The 15744-nt window shown below is 67.4% G+C and carries 18 protein-coding genes; 5 read left to right on the top strand and 13 right to left on the bottom strand.

Annotated features, from left to right (window positions below; translation table 11 throughout):
* Both ATO4_RS18435 and ATO4_RS18440 read left to right on the top strand, forming a co-directional pair.
* A partial coding sequence (locus tag ATO4_RS18435) for a calcium-binding protein (RefSeq protein ID WP_139802540.1) occupies positions 1 to 665 on the top strand: 665 nt, incomplete at its 5' end.
* Between the two features lie 245 nt (positions 666 to 910).
* The gene (locus ATO4_RS18440) at positions 911 to 2875 is read left to right on the top strand and encodes a calcium-binding protein (RefSeq protein WP_083593013.1); all 1965 of its coding nucleotides are present in this window, start codon (positions 911 to 913) and stop codon (positions 2873 to 2875) included.
* A gap of 214 nt (positions 2876 to 3089) precedes the next feature.
* On the opposite strand, the gene hslU is transcribed toward ATO4_RS18440, so the two are convergent.
* Entirely contained in the window at positions 3090 to 4400 is a 1311-nt protein-coding gene (gene hslU / locus ATO4_RS18445; protein ID WP_083593087.1) for an ATP-dependent protease ATPase subunit HslU, read from the bottom strand.
* A 576-nt stretch (positions 4401 to 4976) separates the two neighbouring features.
* Between hslU and ATO4_RS18450 the strand changes: the two genes are divergently transcribed.
* On the top strand, positions 4977 to 5687 hold the full coding sequence (locus ATO4_RS18450; protein ID WP_139802541.1) for a LuxR family transcriptional regulator: 711 nt from the start codon (positions 4977 to 4979) through the stop codon (positions 5685 to 5687).
* Positions 5688 to 5721: 34 nt separating this feature from the next.
* Here ATO4_RS18450 and ATO4_RS18455 read toward each other — a convergent pair whose 3' ends face one another.
* Positions 5722 to 6063 (bottom strand): type II toxin-antitoxin system HicB family antitoxin, encoded by a 342-nt coding sequence (locus ATO4_RS18455; RefSeq protein ID WP_210191101.1) that lies wholly within the window; start codon positions 6061 to 6063, stop codon positions 5722 to 5724.
* Positions 6060 to 6314 (bottom strand): type II toxin-antitoxin system HicA family toxin, encoded by a 255-nt coding sequence (locus tag ATO4_RS18460; protein WP_083593014.1) that lies wholly within the window; start codon positions 6312 to 6314, stop codon positions 6060 to 6062. Before ATO4_RS18460 ends, ATO4_RS18455 begins: the two co-directional genes overlap by 4 nt.
* A 98-nt stretch (positions 6315 to 6412) precedes the next feature.
* On the opposite strand from ATO4_RS18460, the gene ATO4_RS18465 reads away from it, so the two are divergent.
* Positions 6413 to 7033, top strand: a complete 621-nt coding sequence (locus tag ATO4_RS18465) for an alpha-ketoglutarate-dependent dioxygenase AlkB (RefSeq protein ID WP_083593015.1) — start codon at positions 6413 to 6415, stop codon at positions 7031 to 7033.
* A gap of 168 nt (positions 7034 to 7201) precedes the next feature.
* Here the strand turns inward: ATO4_RS18465 and ATO4_RS18470 are convergent, their stop codons facing one another.
* The 7 genes from ATO4_RS18470 to ATO4_RS18500 all read right to left on the bottom strand — a co-directional run bounded on the left by ATO4_RS18470 (position 7202) and on the right by ATO4_RS18500 (position 11869).
* Positions 7202 to 7519 (bottom strand): hypothetical protein, encoded by a 318-nt coding sequence (locus tag ATO4_RS18470; RefSeq protein WP_083593016.1) that lies wholly within the window; start codon positions 7517 to 7519, stop codon positions 7202 to 7204.
* 401 nt (positions 7520 to 7920) lie between these two features.
* Positions 7921 to 8880, bottom strand: coding sequence for a type I pantothenate kinase (coaA, locus tag ATO4_RS18475; RefSeq protein ID WP_083593017.1), 960 nt, complete (start codon positions 8878 to 8880; stop codon positions 7921 to 7923).
* Positions 8880 to 9212: a phosphoribosyl-ATP diphosphatase gene (locus ATO4_RS18480; protein ID WP_083593018.1), complete on the bottom strand. Its 333-nt coding sequence runs from the start codon at positions 9210 to 9212 to the stop codon at positions 8880 to 8882. Before ATO4_RS18480 ends, coaA begins: the two co-directional genes overlap by 1 nt.
* A 38-nt stretch (positions 9213 to 9250) precedes the next feature.
* Positions 9251 to 10036 carry an imidazole glycerol phosphate synthase subunit HisF gene (gene hisF / locus ATO4_RS18485; RefSeq protein WP_083593019.1) on the bottom strand — a complete coding sequence of 262 codons (786 nt, stop codon included), beginning with the start codon at positions 10034 to 10036 and terminating at the stop codon, positions 9251 to 9253.
* 67 nt (positions 10037 to 10103) lie between these two features.
* Positions 10104 to 10664: a Uma2 family endonuclease gene (locus tag ATO4_RS18490; protein ID WP_083593020.1), complete on the bottom strand. Its 561-nt coding sequence runs from the start codon at positions 10662 to 10664 to the stop codon at positions 10104 to 10106.
* Between the two features lie 43 nt (positions 10665 to 10707).
* A complete protein-coding gene (locus tag ATO4_RS18495) occupies positions 10708 to 11268 on the bottom strand; it encodes a Uma2 family endonuclease (protein ID WP_083593021.1) in 561 nt (186 codons plus the stop codon).
* A 43-nt stretch (positions 11269 to 11311) separates the two neighbouring features.
* Positions 11312 to 11869, bottom strand: coding sequence for a Uma2 family endonuclease (locus ATO4_RS18500; protein WP_083593022.1), 558 nt, complete (start codon positions 11867 to 11869; stop codon positions 11312 to 11314).
* A 149-nt stretch (positions 11870 to 12018) separates the two neighbouring features.
* Here ATO4_RS18500 and dnaQ point away from each other — a divergent pair, with 149 nt between their 5' ends.
* A complete protein-coding gene (gene dnaQ / locus ATO4_RS18505; protein WP_083593023.1) occupies positions 12019 to 12756 on the top strand; it encodes a DNA polymerase III subunit epsilon in 738 nt (245 codons plus the stop codon).
* Positions 12757 to 12889: 133 nt separating this feature from the next.
* Here dnaQ and secB read toward each other — a convergent pair whose 3' ends face one another.
* The 3 genes from secB to ATO4_RS18520 form a co-directional block, all read right to left on the bottom strand.
* A complete protein-coding gene (gene secB / locus ATO4_RS18510) occupies positions 12890 to 13399 on the bottom strand; it encodes a protein-export chaperone SecB (RefSeq protein ID WP_083593024.1) in 510 nt (169 codons plus the stop codon).
* Positions 13400 to 13676: 277 nt separating this feature from the next.
* Positions 13677 to 14699 carry a DUF3421 domain-containing protein gene (locus tag ATO4_RS18515; RefSeq protein WP_083593025.1) on the bottom strand — a complete coding sequence of 341 codons (1023 nt, stop codon included), beginning with the start codon at positions 14697 to 14699 and terminating at the stop codon, positions 13677 to 13679.
* A gap of 470 nt (positions 14700 to 15169) precedes the next feature.
* A complete protein-coding gene (locus tag ATO4_RS18520; protein WP_083593026.1) occupies positions 15170 to 15718 on the bottom strand; it encodes an FxsA family protein in 549 nt (182 codons plus the stop codon).
* Between the last annotated feature and the right edge of the window lie 26 nt (positions 15719 to 15744).

Genomic DNA, 15744 nt, shown 5'->3' on the forward strand with positions numbered 1-15744 from the left:
ACATGCGCGGCGGCGGCGGGTCCGACGAGATCTTCGGCGAGGCCGGCAACGACCTCATCATCGGCGATGCCGATGGCGTCGCCGACCTCTATGACGGCGGCGAGGGGATCGACAATGTCAGCTATGTCACGACGGTCGCCGGCATCAATGCCAATCTCGGGCTGAACTTCGCCTTCGGCGCGGAGATCGGGGTCGACCGCCTGGAGAACATCGAGAATCTCACCGGCGGGCGCGGCGACGACAGCCTGATCGGCGCAGCGTCGACCCAGAGACTGGACGGGGGCGCCGGCAACGACGTCATCGATGGGGGAACCGGCAACAACACGCTGCTGGGCGGCGATGGGAACGATACCATTCGCGGCTTTGCCGGCTTCGACCGGATCGAGGGCGGCGCCGGCAACGACCGGCTCACCGGCGACTTCAACGCCGACACCTTCGTCTTCGCCAACGGCTTCGGCAAGGACACGATCACCGACTTCGACGAGTTCAACAACTCCGAGAAGATCGATCTCGCCGGCGTCACCGAGATCATCGACTTCGCCGATCTTGCGGCCAACCACCTGACCCAGGTGGGGGCCAACGCGGTGATCACCGACGGCGTCGACACCATCACCATCCTCAACGCCAACATCGCCGACCTCGACGCCAACGACTTCATCTTCTGAGTTCTACCTGGACCGGTCGAAACACTCAGGCGGTCGGCGCATGCCGGCCGCCTTTGCGTTACCCCTGCACGTTTTCGTTGCGGCCCCGTGACGGCCGTCACCGCAAGGAGTGCGGCGATCTGCGACAACCTCCTTCGACGGGCACGCCGCCCGATCCGGATCCTGCCACCCGCCGGCATCCGCTTTGGAACCCCGGTCCGAGATTGCAACTCCGCTGCATCCGGCCGAAGCGAGAGTGACCAGCCATGCCCACCGTCATCACCAGCAACCGCAACTCGACCTTCTCCGTCACCAACGGCAACGTCGCCAATGGCCCGTTCGTCGTCGCGCCCAACGTCACCATCGACGGCGGTGCGGGCGACGCCTTCAACGTCTCGGAATCGCTCGCCAACGCGGACGCCGACATCCGCGTCGCCGGCCTGCTCGTCGCCGGCGACGCCGGCATCGACGCCGGCGCATCGGACGGCAACGATTCCTTCACCATATCCGCCACGGGGACGATCTTCGCCGGGGGATCCGGTCTCGTCATGGACAAGGACGGCAACGACGTCCACGTGGCGGGGACGCTCCAGGCCGGCAACAACGGCATCGGCCTGCGCAACGGCAGCAGCGACAACGACGTTCATGTCAGCGGTGCGATCATCGCCGACCAGGCCGGCGTCAATGCCATCGGCAACAACAACAGGATCGACGTTTCCGGCACCATCGACGCCGGTTCGCGGGGCATCAGCACCTCCGGCAGCGGCAACTCGGTGTCCGTGACCGGCGACGTCAACTCCGAGCGCGCCGCCGGCATCTCCATGACGGGCACCGGAAGCTCCCTGACCATCGACGGGTCGGTGTTCGGCGATGCCTCGGGCCTGGTGATGAGCGGCAGTTCCATCGTCACCATCGGTGCGACCGGCTCGGTCGCTACCGGCGGGACGGGCGGCGTGTCGATCTCGCCGGCCGCGATCGCCTTCGAAAGCAATTCGGGCTTTGGAGCGGGCATTTTCTTTTCCGCAGGCAACACGCTGATCAACCACGGCACGATCCTGGGCGGTTCCAGTGGCGCGTTCGCCGGCCCGGCCGCCGTCGATGACCTCGGCTTCGGAAGCCTCTTCTTCGTCAATTCCGGCACGGTCGATGGCACAGTGGCCCTCGGCTCGGGCTCCGATACGATCGAGAACTCCGGCACGATCACCGGCTTCGTCGATTTCGGCGATGGTGCAGACAGCCTCGACAATTCGGGGACGATCTTCGGCGACGTCAACATGGGCGCCTCGGAAGACCCGTCGCCCGTTGTCGGGAGCCCGACCGACACGCCGTTTCCCGACGTCGACGTCACCGTGTCGGCCTCAGGCAAAACGATCGGCGGCGCGCCTCAAGACAGCCTCGTCAATTCCGGCACGATCTTCGGCTCGGTCGAGATGGGTGACGGCGTGGACCGGTTCCAGAATGTCGGCGCCGGTTCCGTCGAGGGCAGTGTCGACGGCGGGGCGGGCGATGACGTCCTGTTCGGCGGCGATGCGGCCGACGATCTTCGCGGCGGTGAGGGCAACGACCAGATGATCGGCGGCGGCGGCATCGACAGCTTGTCGGGCGGTACTGGCGACGACTTCTTCCTCTCGGACTCCGACGGCAACAACGACATCTTCGATGGTGGCGACGGAAACGATACGATCAGCTACGAATTCACCGGGCTCGGCGTTCGCGTCAATCTCGGCGCGGGTTACGCCGTCGGCAGCGAGACCGGCTTCGAACGGCTCGTCGGCATCGAGACCGTCATCGGTGGGACCGGCAACGACAGCCTCGTCGGGAATGCGGCGACGCGGGTGCTCGACGGTGGTGACGGCAACGATCTCGTCAATGGCGGCACCGCCAACAACACGCTTCTCGGCGGCGACGGCGACGACGCCATCCGCGGCTTTGCCGGCTTCGACCGGATCGAGGGCGGCGCCGGCAACGACCGGCTCACCGGCGACTTCAACGCCGACACCTTCGTCTTCGCGAACGGCTTCGGCGTGGACACGATTACCGACTTCGACGAGTTCAACCCGTTCGAGAAGATCGATCTCGCCGGCGTCACCGCCATCACCGACTTCGCCGATCTTGCGGCCAACCACCTGACGCAGGTCGGCACCAGTGCGGTGATCACCGACGGCGTCGACACGATCACCCTTCTCAACGTCAGCATCGGCGATCTCGACGCCAACGACTTCATCTTCTGACGAAAGCGGCACGGCTGCGACACGAACGGCGCGGGGCGGGTGGCGAAAACCATCCGCCCCGCAGATGCGTGGACATGAACGTCGTGTGACCGGTCTGGAACCCGCTCGGTCGGATCGGCTGGCCCGTCAAGGCCCTGCCGCGCGGCGATGGAGCGGACGCTAAGTCCGCCCCCTCACGGGATCTTCCGGACTTCGCATGAGAGGCGGCGACCCGTCAGAGAATGTAGCGTGACAGGTCGACGTTTCCGGCGATGCCGTCCAGCGCCTTGTGGACATAGGCGGCATCGACCCGGTAGCTTTCGCCGCCCTTGTCCGGCGCCTCGAAGGAGATGTCGTCGAGGACGCGCTCCATCACCGTCTGCAGGCGCCGCGCTCCGATGTTCTCGATCGAGCCGTTCAGCGTCACCGCCGTATCGGCGATGGCGTCGATGGCGTCGTCGGTGATCTCCAGGTCGACGTTCTCGGTCTTCATCAGGGCGATGTACTGCTTGATCAGCGAGGCCTCGGTTTCCGTGAGGATGCGGCGGAAATCCTCCTTGGTCAGCGCCCGGAGCTCGACCCGGATCGGCAGGCGTCCCTGCAGCTCGGGCAGAAGGTCCGAGGGCTTGGAGACGTGGAAGGCGCCCGACGCGATGAACAGGATGTGGTCGGTCTTCACCGCCCCGTGCTTGGTCGCGACGGTGGTGCCTTCCACCAGCGGCAGGAGGTCGCGCTGGACGCCCTCCCGCGACACGCCGGCGCCGCCGCCATGGCCGTCCTTGTTGGCCACCTTGTCGATCTCGTCCAGAAAGACGATGCCGTTGTTCTCGACGGCGGCGATCGCCTCGCGCACCAGCTGTTCCTGGTCGAGCAGCTTGTCGGATTCCTCGCCGATCAGGAGGCCGTAGCTGTCGCGCACGGTGGTCCGGCGCTGCTTCATGCGGCCGCCGCCCATCTTGCCGAACATCTCGGACAGGTTGAGGACGCCGATATTGGCGCCCGGCATGCCGGGCAGTTCCATGCCGCCGAGGGGATTGGCGGTATCGGCGACCTCGATGTCGATCTCCTTGTCGTCGAGTTCGCCGGAGCGCAGCTTCTTGCGGAAACTGTCCCTCGTCGCAGGCGAGGCGGTCTTGCCGACGAGGGCGTCGAGCACCCGGTCCTCGGCGCCCTGATGGGCCTTCGCCTTCACTTCCTCGCGCTTCTTCTCGCGCACCAGCGAAATGCCGATCTCGACGAGGTCGCGGATGATCTGCTCGACGTCGCGGCCGACATAGCCGACCTCGGTGAACTTCGTCGCCTCGACCTTGATGAAGGGAGCCCCGGCGAGCCGGGCGAGGCGGCGGGAGATCTCGGTCTTGCCGACGCCCGTCGGTCCGATCATCAGGATGTTCTTCGGCATCACCTCTTCGCGCAGGGAGCCTTCGAGCTGCTGCCGGCGCCAGCGGTTGCGCAGCGCCACGGCGACGGCACGCTTGGCGTCCTTCTGGCCGATGATGTGCCGATCGAGCTCGGAGACGATTTCGCGGGGAGAGAAGTCGGTCATGGTCATCACTTCTGTCTGCGGGCCGAAGCCGGCCCAAGGTCGGTTTGCCGCGCCGCCCGGTTGGCCGGAGCCCCTTCACGGGGACGGCCGAGGGGGGCGTCAGTCTGTCACACGTGGCGCGCGGATGTCGCTGCTGATGGCCGGCGGAGACCGCCGGAGCCCGAGGGCGACGCGTGGGTTCGATCGGCGCTCTTCGCCCCGTTCTGCCTAAGTTTGCGCACAAGACGAAAGCACCGCCGCCCGTCTTGCGCATTCGCCCGCATAGATGGGTTCGCGATGCGGCAAGTGCCAGCCTGACGACGAGACAGGGCTGCAAGGGCGCGATCGGCCCTTCAAATTTGGGCGGAAATGCGGTCAGACTAAAGGGGCGATTCGCCGGACACTGGCGTTCATCCGGCGATCTCCGATCCTTCGGCGAAGGGCGATGCGGCCGCATCCTTCGCCGTCTCGTCCGACCGGCAGCCACTGGCCGGAAGGGCCTCACGCGGGCCGCGACAGGTGTGATCCCGAGATGCTACCCTCGATCCGGCATGCGACAGGGCACGACGTCCGGGCGGCGAACAGGGAGGACAGCCTTTGAGTGCGGCCCTCGAAGCTCTGATCCGGATTGAGGAGCCATGGTGCGAGGAGCCCCTGGCCGAGGCGGTCGGCGAGGTCGCCGCGCTCTACGGCTTCAGCCATGGGGCGGCGCTGTCGCTGCCGTCGACCGACGACGTCGGCCTCGCCACCCGGCTCATCCACGGCAACTGGACGCCCGGATTCGCCCGGGGCTACGAGACCCACGGGCTGCACAAGTTCAAGATCGTCGTCGGCACCCTGCGCACCGATCCGATGCCCTTCGTCTGGGACATCGAGACGCTCTACGGCTCCGACGAACCCGATCCGAGCCCGGCCGCGCGCTTCCTCCTGCAGGAAGGCTACCTTGCCGGCGTGCTCCTGCCGGTGCACGCGATGACCTCGTTCAACGGCGCCCTGTCCTTCGCGGGCCGCAAGCCGAACCTGTCGAGCCAGGCGATCGCCGAGCTGCACCGCTTCGCCTTCGTCTATTTCTCCATGCTCGCGGCGGTGCGCTTCGAGGAGAACCAGCGCAACAATCCGCTGTCGGGGCGCGAGCGCGACTGCCTGAAGCTCGCCATGCTCGGCAAGACCTCCAGCGAGATCGGCCTGATCCTCTCGCTTTCCGAATATACGGTGTCGCAATATCTGACGGCGGCCCAGCGCAAGATGAACGCCGCCAACCGCACCCACGCCGTCGCCATGGCCGCCCAGCTCGGCTATCTGTCTTGAGGGGGCGATCCGATCTCAGCGATCGGCCAGGCGATCAATCCACCGGTTCGCGCAATTCGCGTTGCAGGATCTTCGTCACAAGCTTGTTGAGGCTGATGCCTTCGCGCTTCGCCGTACTGGCCAGCTCACGGTGAAGGAGCGGGTCTGCCCGAACCATGAATTGGCCGGAATACGGTTTTTCCGGCTCTTCGCCCCGTTCCGCGCAGAAGGCGAGATAGTCCTCGACGGACTCGGCAAAGGCGCGCTTGAGTTCCTCGACGGAGGATCCCTCGAAGGTCACGACGTCTCTGAGATTGATGATCTCGCCGTGAAAGATACCGGCCTCCTCGTCGACGTCGATCCTCGCCTCGTAGCCTTCATGATGCATGATCGTCATGGCCTTACCCCTGCTTCCTCGAGGAACCGCCGCAGCGACCGGACCGCGCCCTTGCCGGTTTCCTTCTGCGGGTGCGGGCGGTGAAACACGGCGCGCACACCGTTCAGGGCAACGCGAACCCGCGACCCTTGGCCCTCGCTCACATCAGCTCCCAGCGCGACCAGCAGCGCCTCGATATCCCGCCAGACAATCCCACCTGAGACGGGATCGGCGAAGATATCCTCGAGGAGCTTGCGTTGGCGTCGGTTCATCTCCGCAATATAGTATCAAAAGCTGATATCATGAAAGGAAATGATTCGCGTGAGGGGGCTGGGAGCGATCTGCCTCGCGCCCATTCCCGGAGCAGGACGTGATGTTGCTTCCCGCCGGCGCGCGCCATCTGCCCGGTCACTTCGACCGCGCCGCCCAGGAGCGCCTGGTCGAGATGGTCCGGGGCGTCGTCGCTTCGGCGCCGCTCTACACCCCGGTCATGCCGCGGTGGGGCCGGCCGTTCTCCGTGCGGATGACCAATTGCGGCAGGCTCGGCTGGGTCTCCGACAAGTCGGGCTATCGCTACCAGCCGCAGCATCCGGTCACCGGCGAACCCTGGCCGGCGATCCCGCCGGCCCTCCTCGCGCTGTGGGAGGAGGTCGCCGGCTATCCGCATCCGCCGGAGGCCTGCCTGGTCAATTTCTATGACGACAAGGCGAAGATGGGCCTGCATCAGGACAAGGACGAGGCCGATCTCGAGGCGCCCGTCGTCTCGGTCTCGCTCGGCGACGACTGCCGCTTCCGCGTCGGCGGGACCGAACGCGGCGGGACGACCGCCTCGATCCGCCTCGCCTCCGGCGACGTCTTCGTCCTCGGCGGTGCGGCCCGGCTCAGCCATCACGGCGTCGACCGGATCTATCCGCAGACCTCGACGCTGCTGAAGAACGGCGGCCGCATCAACCTGACACTGCGGCGGGTGACGAAGCCGGCTGGCGGATGATGCGCGTCCGCTCGACAGCCTGGCCTGGACAGCGGATCGGCCCACGGCGCTCGAGCCCGGCTGGACGTCCGACATCCCGCAGGGATCCGTCGGACGTCGCATGAGAGCGGCCGGCCCCGGCGGGGCGGGGCCGGCGCGCCGAACGGAGCCGTTGGCCCTTCAGTGCGGCTATTCGTGCAGGGTGTAGCTGCCGAGTTCGCAGAGGTTGACGTTCTTTTCCTCGACCGTGTCGTCGTCGGCGAAGACCGCCCGGATGTCGTATTCGCAGACCGAGCGGCCGTCGGCGATGGTGGCTGTCGCCTGCTCGCCGGGCCCGATGGGATCGCTCACCATGTTCTCCTCCCAGTCGTCGGTCTCGACCGGCGAGGTGTAGAATTCCGTCACGGCGGAGGAGGTCTTGTTGACGAGGTCGAAGGCGAGGTCCTCGGCCATGGCCGGAAGGGCGGCGAGGACGAGCGGAAGGGCGACGACGAGATGCCGAAGCATGGCGGGTTGTTTCCTTGTTGGAGAGACGCGCATATCCTAGCGGTAAGTCTCTCTGTTCGCAAGGGAAATGAAGCGGGTGCGGTCGCCCGGGTGACGCCTTTCGTCACTCGGCCAAGCTCCCCTGCCGCCTCAGCGTCCAGAGGGTGGCGGAGAGGAAGAGGGGTTCCGGAAGGGGAAAGAACGAGACGAACAGGAAGACGCGTTCCTGAAAGCCGCCGGCCCGCCATGATGCCGGCTTCGGTGGCGGCGGCGCCGTCAGCCGTGTCTGAACGTCTTCTCCACGCGGCCGATGCCGCCTCCCGCTCGTGAAAGCTTGGTCATCTTGAACGCCGGGCTCATACCGTCGGATTGGTCTTCGGCTGGCGCCGGGGCTTACCGCTCACGCGCCTCGCGAGCTGGTCTCAGAGTTTCCTGAGCGCCACCTGCTCGATCAGGTGGTCGCCGCCCTTTCGCAGGATCAGGTTGGCGCGCGGGCGGGTCGGTAGGATGTTGTCGTGGAGGTTGCGGGCGTTGATCTGCGACCACAGGTCCTCGGCGATCGTCAGCGCCTCCTCGTCGGAGACCTTCGAATAGCGATGGAAGAACGAGCCCTCCTCGCGGAAGGCGGTCTGCCTGAGGCTCATGAAGCGGTCGATGTACCAGCGGTGGATGTCGATTTCGTCGGCGTCGATATAGATCGAGATGTCGAAGAAGTCCGAGACGAAGGGGATGGCCTTGCCGTCCTTCGGCATCTCGCGCACCTGCAGCACGTTCAGCCCCTCGAAGATCAGGATGTCGGGCCGGTCGACGACGACCTTCTTGCCGGGCATGACGTCGTAGACGAAATGCGAATAGACCGGCGCCTCGACCTTCGGCCGGCCGGCCTTGATGTCGGACAGGAAGCGCAGGATCTTGCCGACGTCGTAGCTCTCGGGAAAGCCCTTGCGGCGCATCAGGCCGCCTTCCTGCAGCACGGCGTTCGGATAGAGGAAGCCGTCGGTGGTGACGAGGTCGACCTTGGGCGAGGAGGGCCAGCGGCCGAGAAGCTCCTTCAGGATGCGGGCCGTCGTGGACTTGCCGACCGCGACCGAGCCGGCGATGCCGATGATGAAGGGCGTCTTGCGGCCGGGCTGGTCGCCGAAGAGGAAGCGCTGGCGCTGGCGGAACAGGAGCTGCATCGCCTCGACATGGGCGTAGATCAGCCGCGAGACGGCGAGATAGATCCGCGCCACCTCGTCGAGGTCGATCGGATCGCCGAGGGAGCGCAGCCGCGTCACCTCGTCCTCGGACAGCGTCAGCGGCGCATCCGCCCGGAACCGCGCCCATTCGGCGGCGGTGAAGATACGGTAGGGCGAATATTTCGCCGGTGCGAGCTGGTCCATCAGTCGTCCGCCGCCTGCGGGCGCCCGGCCTTTTCCTCGAGACCGGTCTGAGCGGTGCGGCGGGCGAGCTCGGCCATCACCGCCGACAGGGGGATGTGCTTGAGGTGGAGAAGCACGAGGAGATGGTAGAGGAGATCGGCGGCTTCCGAGGTGAGGCGGTCGTCGTCTTCCGATACCGCGGCGATGATCGTCTCGACCGCCTCCTCGCCGAGCTTCTTGGCGGTGTGGGCGGCGCCCTTCCTCGCCAGCGTCGCGGTGTAGGAGGAGCCGTCGGTCGATCCGGCGCGGGCGGCGACGATCGTCTCGAGGTCTTCCAGAGTGAAATTCGTCATGCCTGCCATTCCTCCTGCGCGTCTCGCCAATGCCAGCCTCAGTCGGCCTTGTCGAGACGCATCGGGATGCCGGCGGCGGCCATGTGGGCCTTGGCCTCGCCGATCGTGTGGGTGCCGAAGTGGAAGATCGAGGCGGCCAGCACGGCGCCCGCATGGCCCTCGCGCACGCCCTCGACCAGGTGATCGAGAGTGCCGACACCGCCGGACGCGATCACCGGCACGTGCACCGCATCGGCGACGGCCCGCGTCAGGTCGAGATCGAAGCCGGCCTTGGTGCCGTCCCGGTCCATCGAGGTCAGCAGGATCTCGCCGGCGCCGTTGTCGACCATCCGGCGGGCAAATTCCACCGCGTCGATGCCGGTCGCCTGACGCCCGCCATGGGTGAAGATCTCCCAGCGCGGCGCCCCGCCGTCGGCCGGGACACGGCGCGCGTCGATGGCGACGACGATGCACTGGTCGCCGAACTTGTCGGCGGCCTGCCTGACGAAATCGGGATCCTTCACCGCGGCGGTGTTGATCGAGACCTTGTCGGCCCCGGCCAGGAGCAGTCTGCGCACGTCCTGCACGGTCCGGACGCCGCCGCCGACGGTCACCGGCATGAAGCACTGCTCGGCGGTCCTGGCGACGACGTCGAAGATCGTCTCGCGTTCGTCGGAGGAGGCGGTGATGTCGAGGAAGCAGAGCTCGTCGGCGCCCGCCGCGTCATAGGCCCTCGCGGCCTCGACCGGATCGCCGGCATCGACCAGCCCCTCGAAATTCACGCCCTTGACGACACGGCCGTCCTTGACGTCGAGGCAGGGAATGATGCGGGCTTTGAGGGTCATGGGCTCGGCATTCGGTGATCGCGGCGGGATGATTGCGAGAGAGCCGGCCGCTTGCGTTGGTCCCGCTTTATGCGATGCCGCGATACAGCTCGGCAAGGGCGAGGGAGATGCCGAGACCCCGGAGATCGACGGTTTCCTCGCGCCCGGCGGTCATTTCCGGCTTTTCGAAGGCGCCGTCCGCGCCGCGCGACCACAGCCAGACGCGCGGCTCGTCCTGGGCGAGGACGAGGTAGTGGAGGAGGCTGTCGAGGGCGGTGTAGTCCTGCGCCTTCTCGCCGAAATCGATGGCGAGGGAGGAGGGCGAGAGAATCTCCGCGACGAGGAGCGGTCGGTCGGTGGCGAGGCTCTTGCCGCTTCCGGGCATCCGCGCTTTGACGAGGACGTCGGCATAGCGCACGCCGAGCGGCGTCCTAACCGCATAGTCGGAGCCGGCGACCACGAAGCGCGACGGGTCCAGCAGGGACTTCAGGACGAATCCCAGCTGCATCATCAGTTCGGCGTGTTGCTCCGTCCCGCCGGTCATCATCTCGACGATCCTCCCGCCCACGAACTCGCGCCTGCCCTCGCGTCCCTCGTTCCAGCGCAGGAAGTCGTCGGCGGTGCGGATGGCGGGGGCCTGGATGTTCATGCGATCCGTCCTTTCCCGGTTCGCGCGCGGATCGTTGCGGGTGTCACGCGATGTCCCGGTAGAGCTCGGCCAGCGCGAGTGTGATGCCGAGGCCTTTCAGCTCGACGGCTTCCTCGCGCCCGGCGGTCATTTCCGGCTTTTCAAAGGCGCCGTCCTCGCCACGCGACCACAGCCAGACGCGGGGCTCGTCCTGGGCGAGGACGAGGTAGTGGAGGAGGCTGTGGAGGGCGGTGTAGTCCTGCGCCTTTTCGCCGAAATCGATGGCAAGCGAGGAGGGCGAGAGAATCTCCGCGACGAGGAGCGGTCGATCTGTGGCGAGGCTCTTGCCGCTTCCGGGCATCCGCGCTTTGACGAGGACGTCGGCATAGCGCACGCCGAGCGGCGTCCTGACCGCATAGTCGGAGCCGGCGACCACGAAGCGCGACGGGTCCAGCAGGGACTTCAGGACGAATCCCAGCTGCATCATCAGTTCGGCGTGTTGCTCCGTCCCGCCGGTCATCATCTCAACGATCCTCCCGCCAACGAACTCGCGCCTGCCCTCGCGTCCCTCGTTCCAGCGCAGGAAGTCGTCGGCGGTGCGGATGGCGGGTGCCTGGATGTTCATGCGATCCGTCCTCTCCTGGCTCGCTAGGGGATCGTTGCGGTTGTCACGCGATGTCCCGATAGATCTCGCACAGCGCGAGCGTGATGCCGAGGCCTGTCAGCGCAACCGTCGCCTCGCGCCCGGCGATCATCTCCGGACTGGCGAAGGCGCCGTCCTCGCCACGCGACCACAGCCAGACGCGGGGCTCGTCCTGTGAGAAGACGAGATAGTGCCTGAGGCTGTCGAGGGCGGTGTATTCCCCTGCCTTCTCGCAGAAATCGATGGCGAGGGAGGACGGCGAGAGGATCTCCGCGATGAGGACCGCCTGGTCGGTGGCGAGGCTGTCGTCGGCGCTGGCATCGGACGGCTCGACGAGCACGTCCGGATAGCGCACGCCGAGCGGTGTCCTGACGGCATAGTCGGCGGATGTCACCGACAGGCTGTCCGGAAGCGCCGCATCCAGCAGGCTTGCCAGCCGCAGCATCAACCTGGCATGGCGCTTGGTGCCGCCGGTCATCATCTCGACGATCCTTCCGCCCACGAACTCGCGCCTGCCCTCGCGCCCCTCGTTCCAGCGCAGGAAGTCGTCGGTGGTGCGGATGGCGGGGGCCTGGATGTTCATCTGCGCCTCCTTCGGGATGGCGGGGCGTACCGGTCGCAGGCCATCAGTCTAGCCGATCGCGATCCCTTGTGGAAATCGGTCGCAGCGCGCGCACCGCCTTGCCCTGCTGCCAGCATTTTGCGACTGAAGGTCCGAGCGGGAGCCAGGACATGCGCGAGATCGTCTTCGACACCGAAACGACCGGCCTCGATCCCTCCGTCGAGCGGGTGATCGAGATCGGCGGCGTCGAATTGTGGAACCACATCCCGACGGGGCGCGAGTTTCATGTCTTCATCCGCCCCGAAGGCCGCAAGGTCGATCCCGCGGCCTTCGACGTCCACGGCATTTCCGACGAGTTCCTCGCCGACAAGCCGGTGTTCTCCGAGGTCCTCGACGACTTCCTCGACTTCTTTTCCGAAGGGCGGCTGATCGCCCACAACGCGACCTTCGACATGCGCTTCCTGAACGCCGAGCTCGCGCGGCTCGGCCGGCCGCCGATCGGCATGGAGCGCGTCCTCGACACGCTGGCGATGGCGCGGCGCAAGTTTCCGATGGCGCCGGCGACCCTCGATGCGCTTTGCTCGCGCTTTTCCATCGACACCTCGCGGCGCGACAAGCACGGCGCGCTGCTCGACAGCCAGCTCCTCGCCGACGTCTATATCGAGCTGATCGGCGGTCGTCAGGCGGCGCTCGGCCTGGTCTTCGGCGCCGATGCGGCCGCCGAGGACGCAGGCACCGACGCGGGCGTCCAGCGGATCGCGCCGCGACCCCGGCGCCTCGCGCCGCGTCTCACGGAAGCCGATGCCGCGCGGCACCTCGCCTTCGTCGAGAGCTTCGGCGAAGAGGCGATCTGGTGGCGCTATCTGGAGCGGCCGGCAAAGGCCGACGCGGAGATCCCCGCCGGCTGAGCGCCCGGGCCGGGTCTCTTCACGGCGCCGACGGGGTCACCAATACGACGACGCCGGCGCGATCGCTCGCACCGGCGCAAAGACATGTCATTCGCCAGGTGAACTGGCCGCGGCCGGAGCCGCGGCGTCTGCCTCAGGCCGTCTGCACCTGCTGGCGGGCGCGCTCTTCGGCCATGCGCTGCTGGAACAGCTTGGCGAAGTCGATCGGGTCGATCATCAGCGGCGGGAAGCCGCCATTGCGGGTCACGTCGGCGACGACCTGCCGCGCGAACGGGAAAAGCAGCCGCGGGCACTCGATGAACAGCAGCGGCAGGAGGTGCTCCTGGGGGAAATTCTCCAGCCGGAAGACGCCGCCATATTCGAGTTCCACGTGGAACAGCATCTCGGCGCCTTCGCCGGCCTTGGCGTTCAGCGTCAGGCGCACGTCGAACTCGTTCTGGCTGCCCTCGATCTGGTTGGCGCCGACATTGACGCCGATGTTGATCGCCGGGCCGCGCGCCTGGCTGCGCAGGATCGCCGGGGCGTTGGGGCTCTCGAAGGAGAGGTCTTTGATGTACTGGGTAAGGATGTTGAGGCTCGGCGGGGTGGCGCCATCGCCGGCCGATCCACCGTTGGTGCCGTTGACTTCGTTGCTCTGGGACATCGTCGACCTTTCTTTCTCGCTTCGCGGCGGCGCGCGGCAAAGGCGCGACGCTGGATATGGGGTGGCCAGCATCGACAAGGGCGAGCGACCGGGCATTTTCGGGCCGAGCGCTATCACGCAGAGTTGGTGATCTCAAGCAGCGGGCGCGGCGCAACGGCCGAGCGTAATGTCCTCAACTGCCGCAAGGCCGCCCGATGCTCCGGACGGCCGATCCCGCGGCCCGGCTCGATGGCCCGGCTCGATGGACTGGGCGGACCCGGCGCGATCGCCGCGGCCGTCAGCGCGTCAGCACCTCGAAGGAGTACATCGTGTGCTCGACGCCCCCATAGGTGATGTTGCAGCCCCCCGTCGAGGCGCCGATCTTGCCCGGATGGACGCCGTCGTTGAAGGAAGCCCGGCACACATAGAGCGGGCTGCCATTCGCCTCCTGCCCGCCGTTCACGCCGATCCTGTCGAGCCGGTCGATGGGCACCCCGCTCTGCCATCGTCCCTCGCCGACCAGCGTGGAATACTGCCCGACGGTGTACTCCCTGCCGCCATAGCCGACGACGCAGCCGCCGAAGCCGCGGCGCAGCTTGCCCGGGTGGACGCCGCCGTTGAAGCTCGCGGCGCAGACATAGAGCGGTTCGCCGTTCGCCTCGCGGCCGGCACGCGCGGCCCCTCGGTCGATGCGGCCGCCGGCCTGGTTGACCCAGTCGAGATAGGCCGGGCGATGCGGGCGCGGTCCGGCATGGGCGGGCGGCGCCGGCGGGTTGGGCGCCAAAACCGGCGAGGGCGCCGCGGAGCCGCGACCGGAATTGCCGCGCGCCTCGACACATTCCTCGACCATCAGCGTCGCGGCGGTGACGCCGGACAGCGAGAAATCGATATCGAACTTGCCGACGGAGAGAATGGCGGTGTCGCCGGCGCGCATGACGTCGAGTTCCGGCAGGCCGATCCAGGCGAAGGTCCAGCCGCGTTCGGCCGTGCCGCTGGCGCCGATCGCGCGGCCGTCGATCTCCAACTGGCCATACCAGTCCGGCCGGGACCGCACCGGGACGGCGATCTGCCACTGGTCGGAGCCATAGCCGATCCGCACGTCGTCGCCATTGCCGTCCCGGTCGACGGCGGCATAGCAGTAGCGCACGCGGCCGCGCTCGCGGCCGGACATGATCTCCCAGCCCCGGACGCTGCCGTAATAGGCGTTCCGCACCCCCGGTGCCTCGCCGATATTGTAGACCTCCTGGCCAGCGGCGACTGCCGGTGCCAGCGCCAGGCCGAGGCAGAGGAGCCCCGCCCTGTACCATGAACCCATGATCATTTTCTCTCCATCGCAGCGGTTGCGACGGCCGTCTCAGCAGACGGCCCGGCAGATGACCCAGCGGAAGCCCGGGCCAAAGCAGCTTTCTGCACACAAAAGCGTGAATGGCAATATGATCGCGTGGTGGAGGGGGGAAACGGCTGCGGATCTATCCGAGGGGCAGGGGGCACGCATCTGGCGCGGCCTCGAACAGCAGAGGAGGCTTCAGATCCAAAGGCGGCCCCAGAAGCAGCCAGAGGACCGAGGTCTCGTCACGGCAGTCCGACGCCGCGGGCATCGCGAATCGTCGACGCCATGGCTGCATCGACTTGCCAAGGATCGATCGTTCTGAAGCGAGACGGCAATTCGGCGCGGGACGCTCCGGCCCGGACGCCGGACGCCGGAGCCCGGATGTCGGATCGACGAGGCTGCGATGGCTGAGGCCCCGGCGTCCGGCCGGTTCCGGCAGAGTGCGGGCGGTGCCGCGGCGCTCAGTGCAGCGTGCGATCGCCCGGCCCGCCGTCGCCCTCGTCGCCGCGCCAGGGCGAGGAGGGATCGGGGCGGCGATGATAGTCCTCGCCGGAGAGATCGACGACGTCGGGTCCGCCGCGCCGCGGTCCCTGGGGCCGCTGCGGGCCTGCCGGGCCGGCGCCGAAGCCCCGTGACGTCGTGCCCTTGGCCATCACCACCACCCGCTGGCTGATGACCCGGCGGATCGTGCCGCGCACGCCCGGGACGAACAGCAGGAAGCCGATCGTGTCGGTGACGAGGCCGGGGGTCAGGAGAAGGATGCCCGCCGCCAGGATCATCACCCCGTCGACCAGCTCGCGGGCCGGGACCCGCCCGGCATTCATCTCGGCCTGGATGCGCGCCAGCGTCCCGATCCCCTGTCGCCGCAGGAGAACCGAGCCGATCACCGCGGTCAGGACCACCAGGGCGAGCGTCGGCCACAGGCCGATCAGATTGCCGACGGCGATGAAGACGGCGATCTCCATCACCGGGATGATCAGGAGGAGGAAGGGAATGATGGCGAAGGGCATGTCGGTCGATCCTTGCGGGCCGGCCG

It is taken from the genome of Aurantimonas sp. 22II-16-19i (assembly GCF_002088275.1).
Taxonomy (GTDB): Bacteria; Pseudomonadota; Alphaproteobacteria; order Rhizobiales; family Rhizobiaceae; genus Jiella.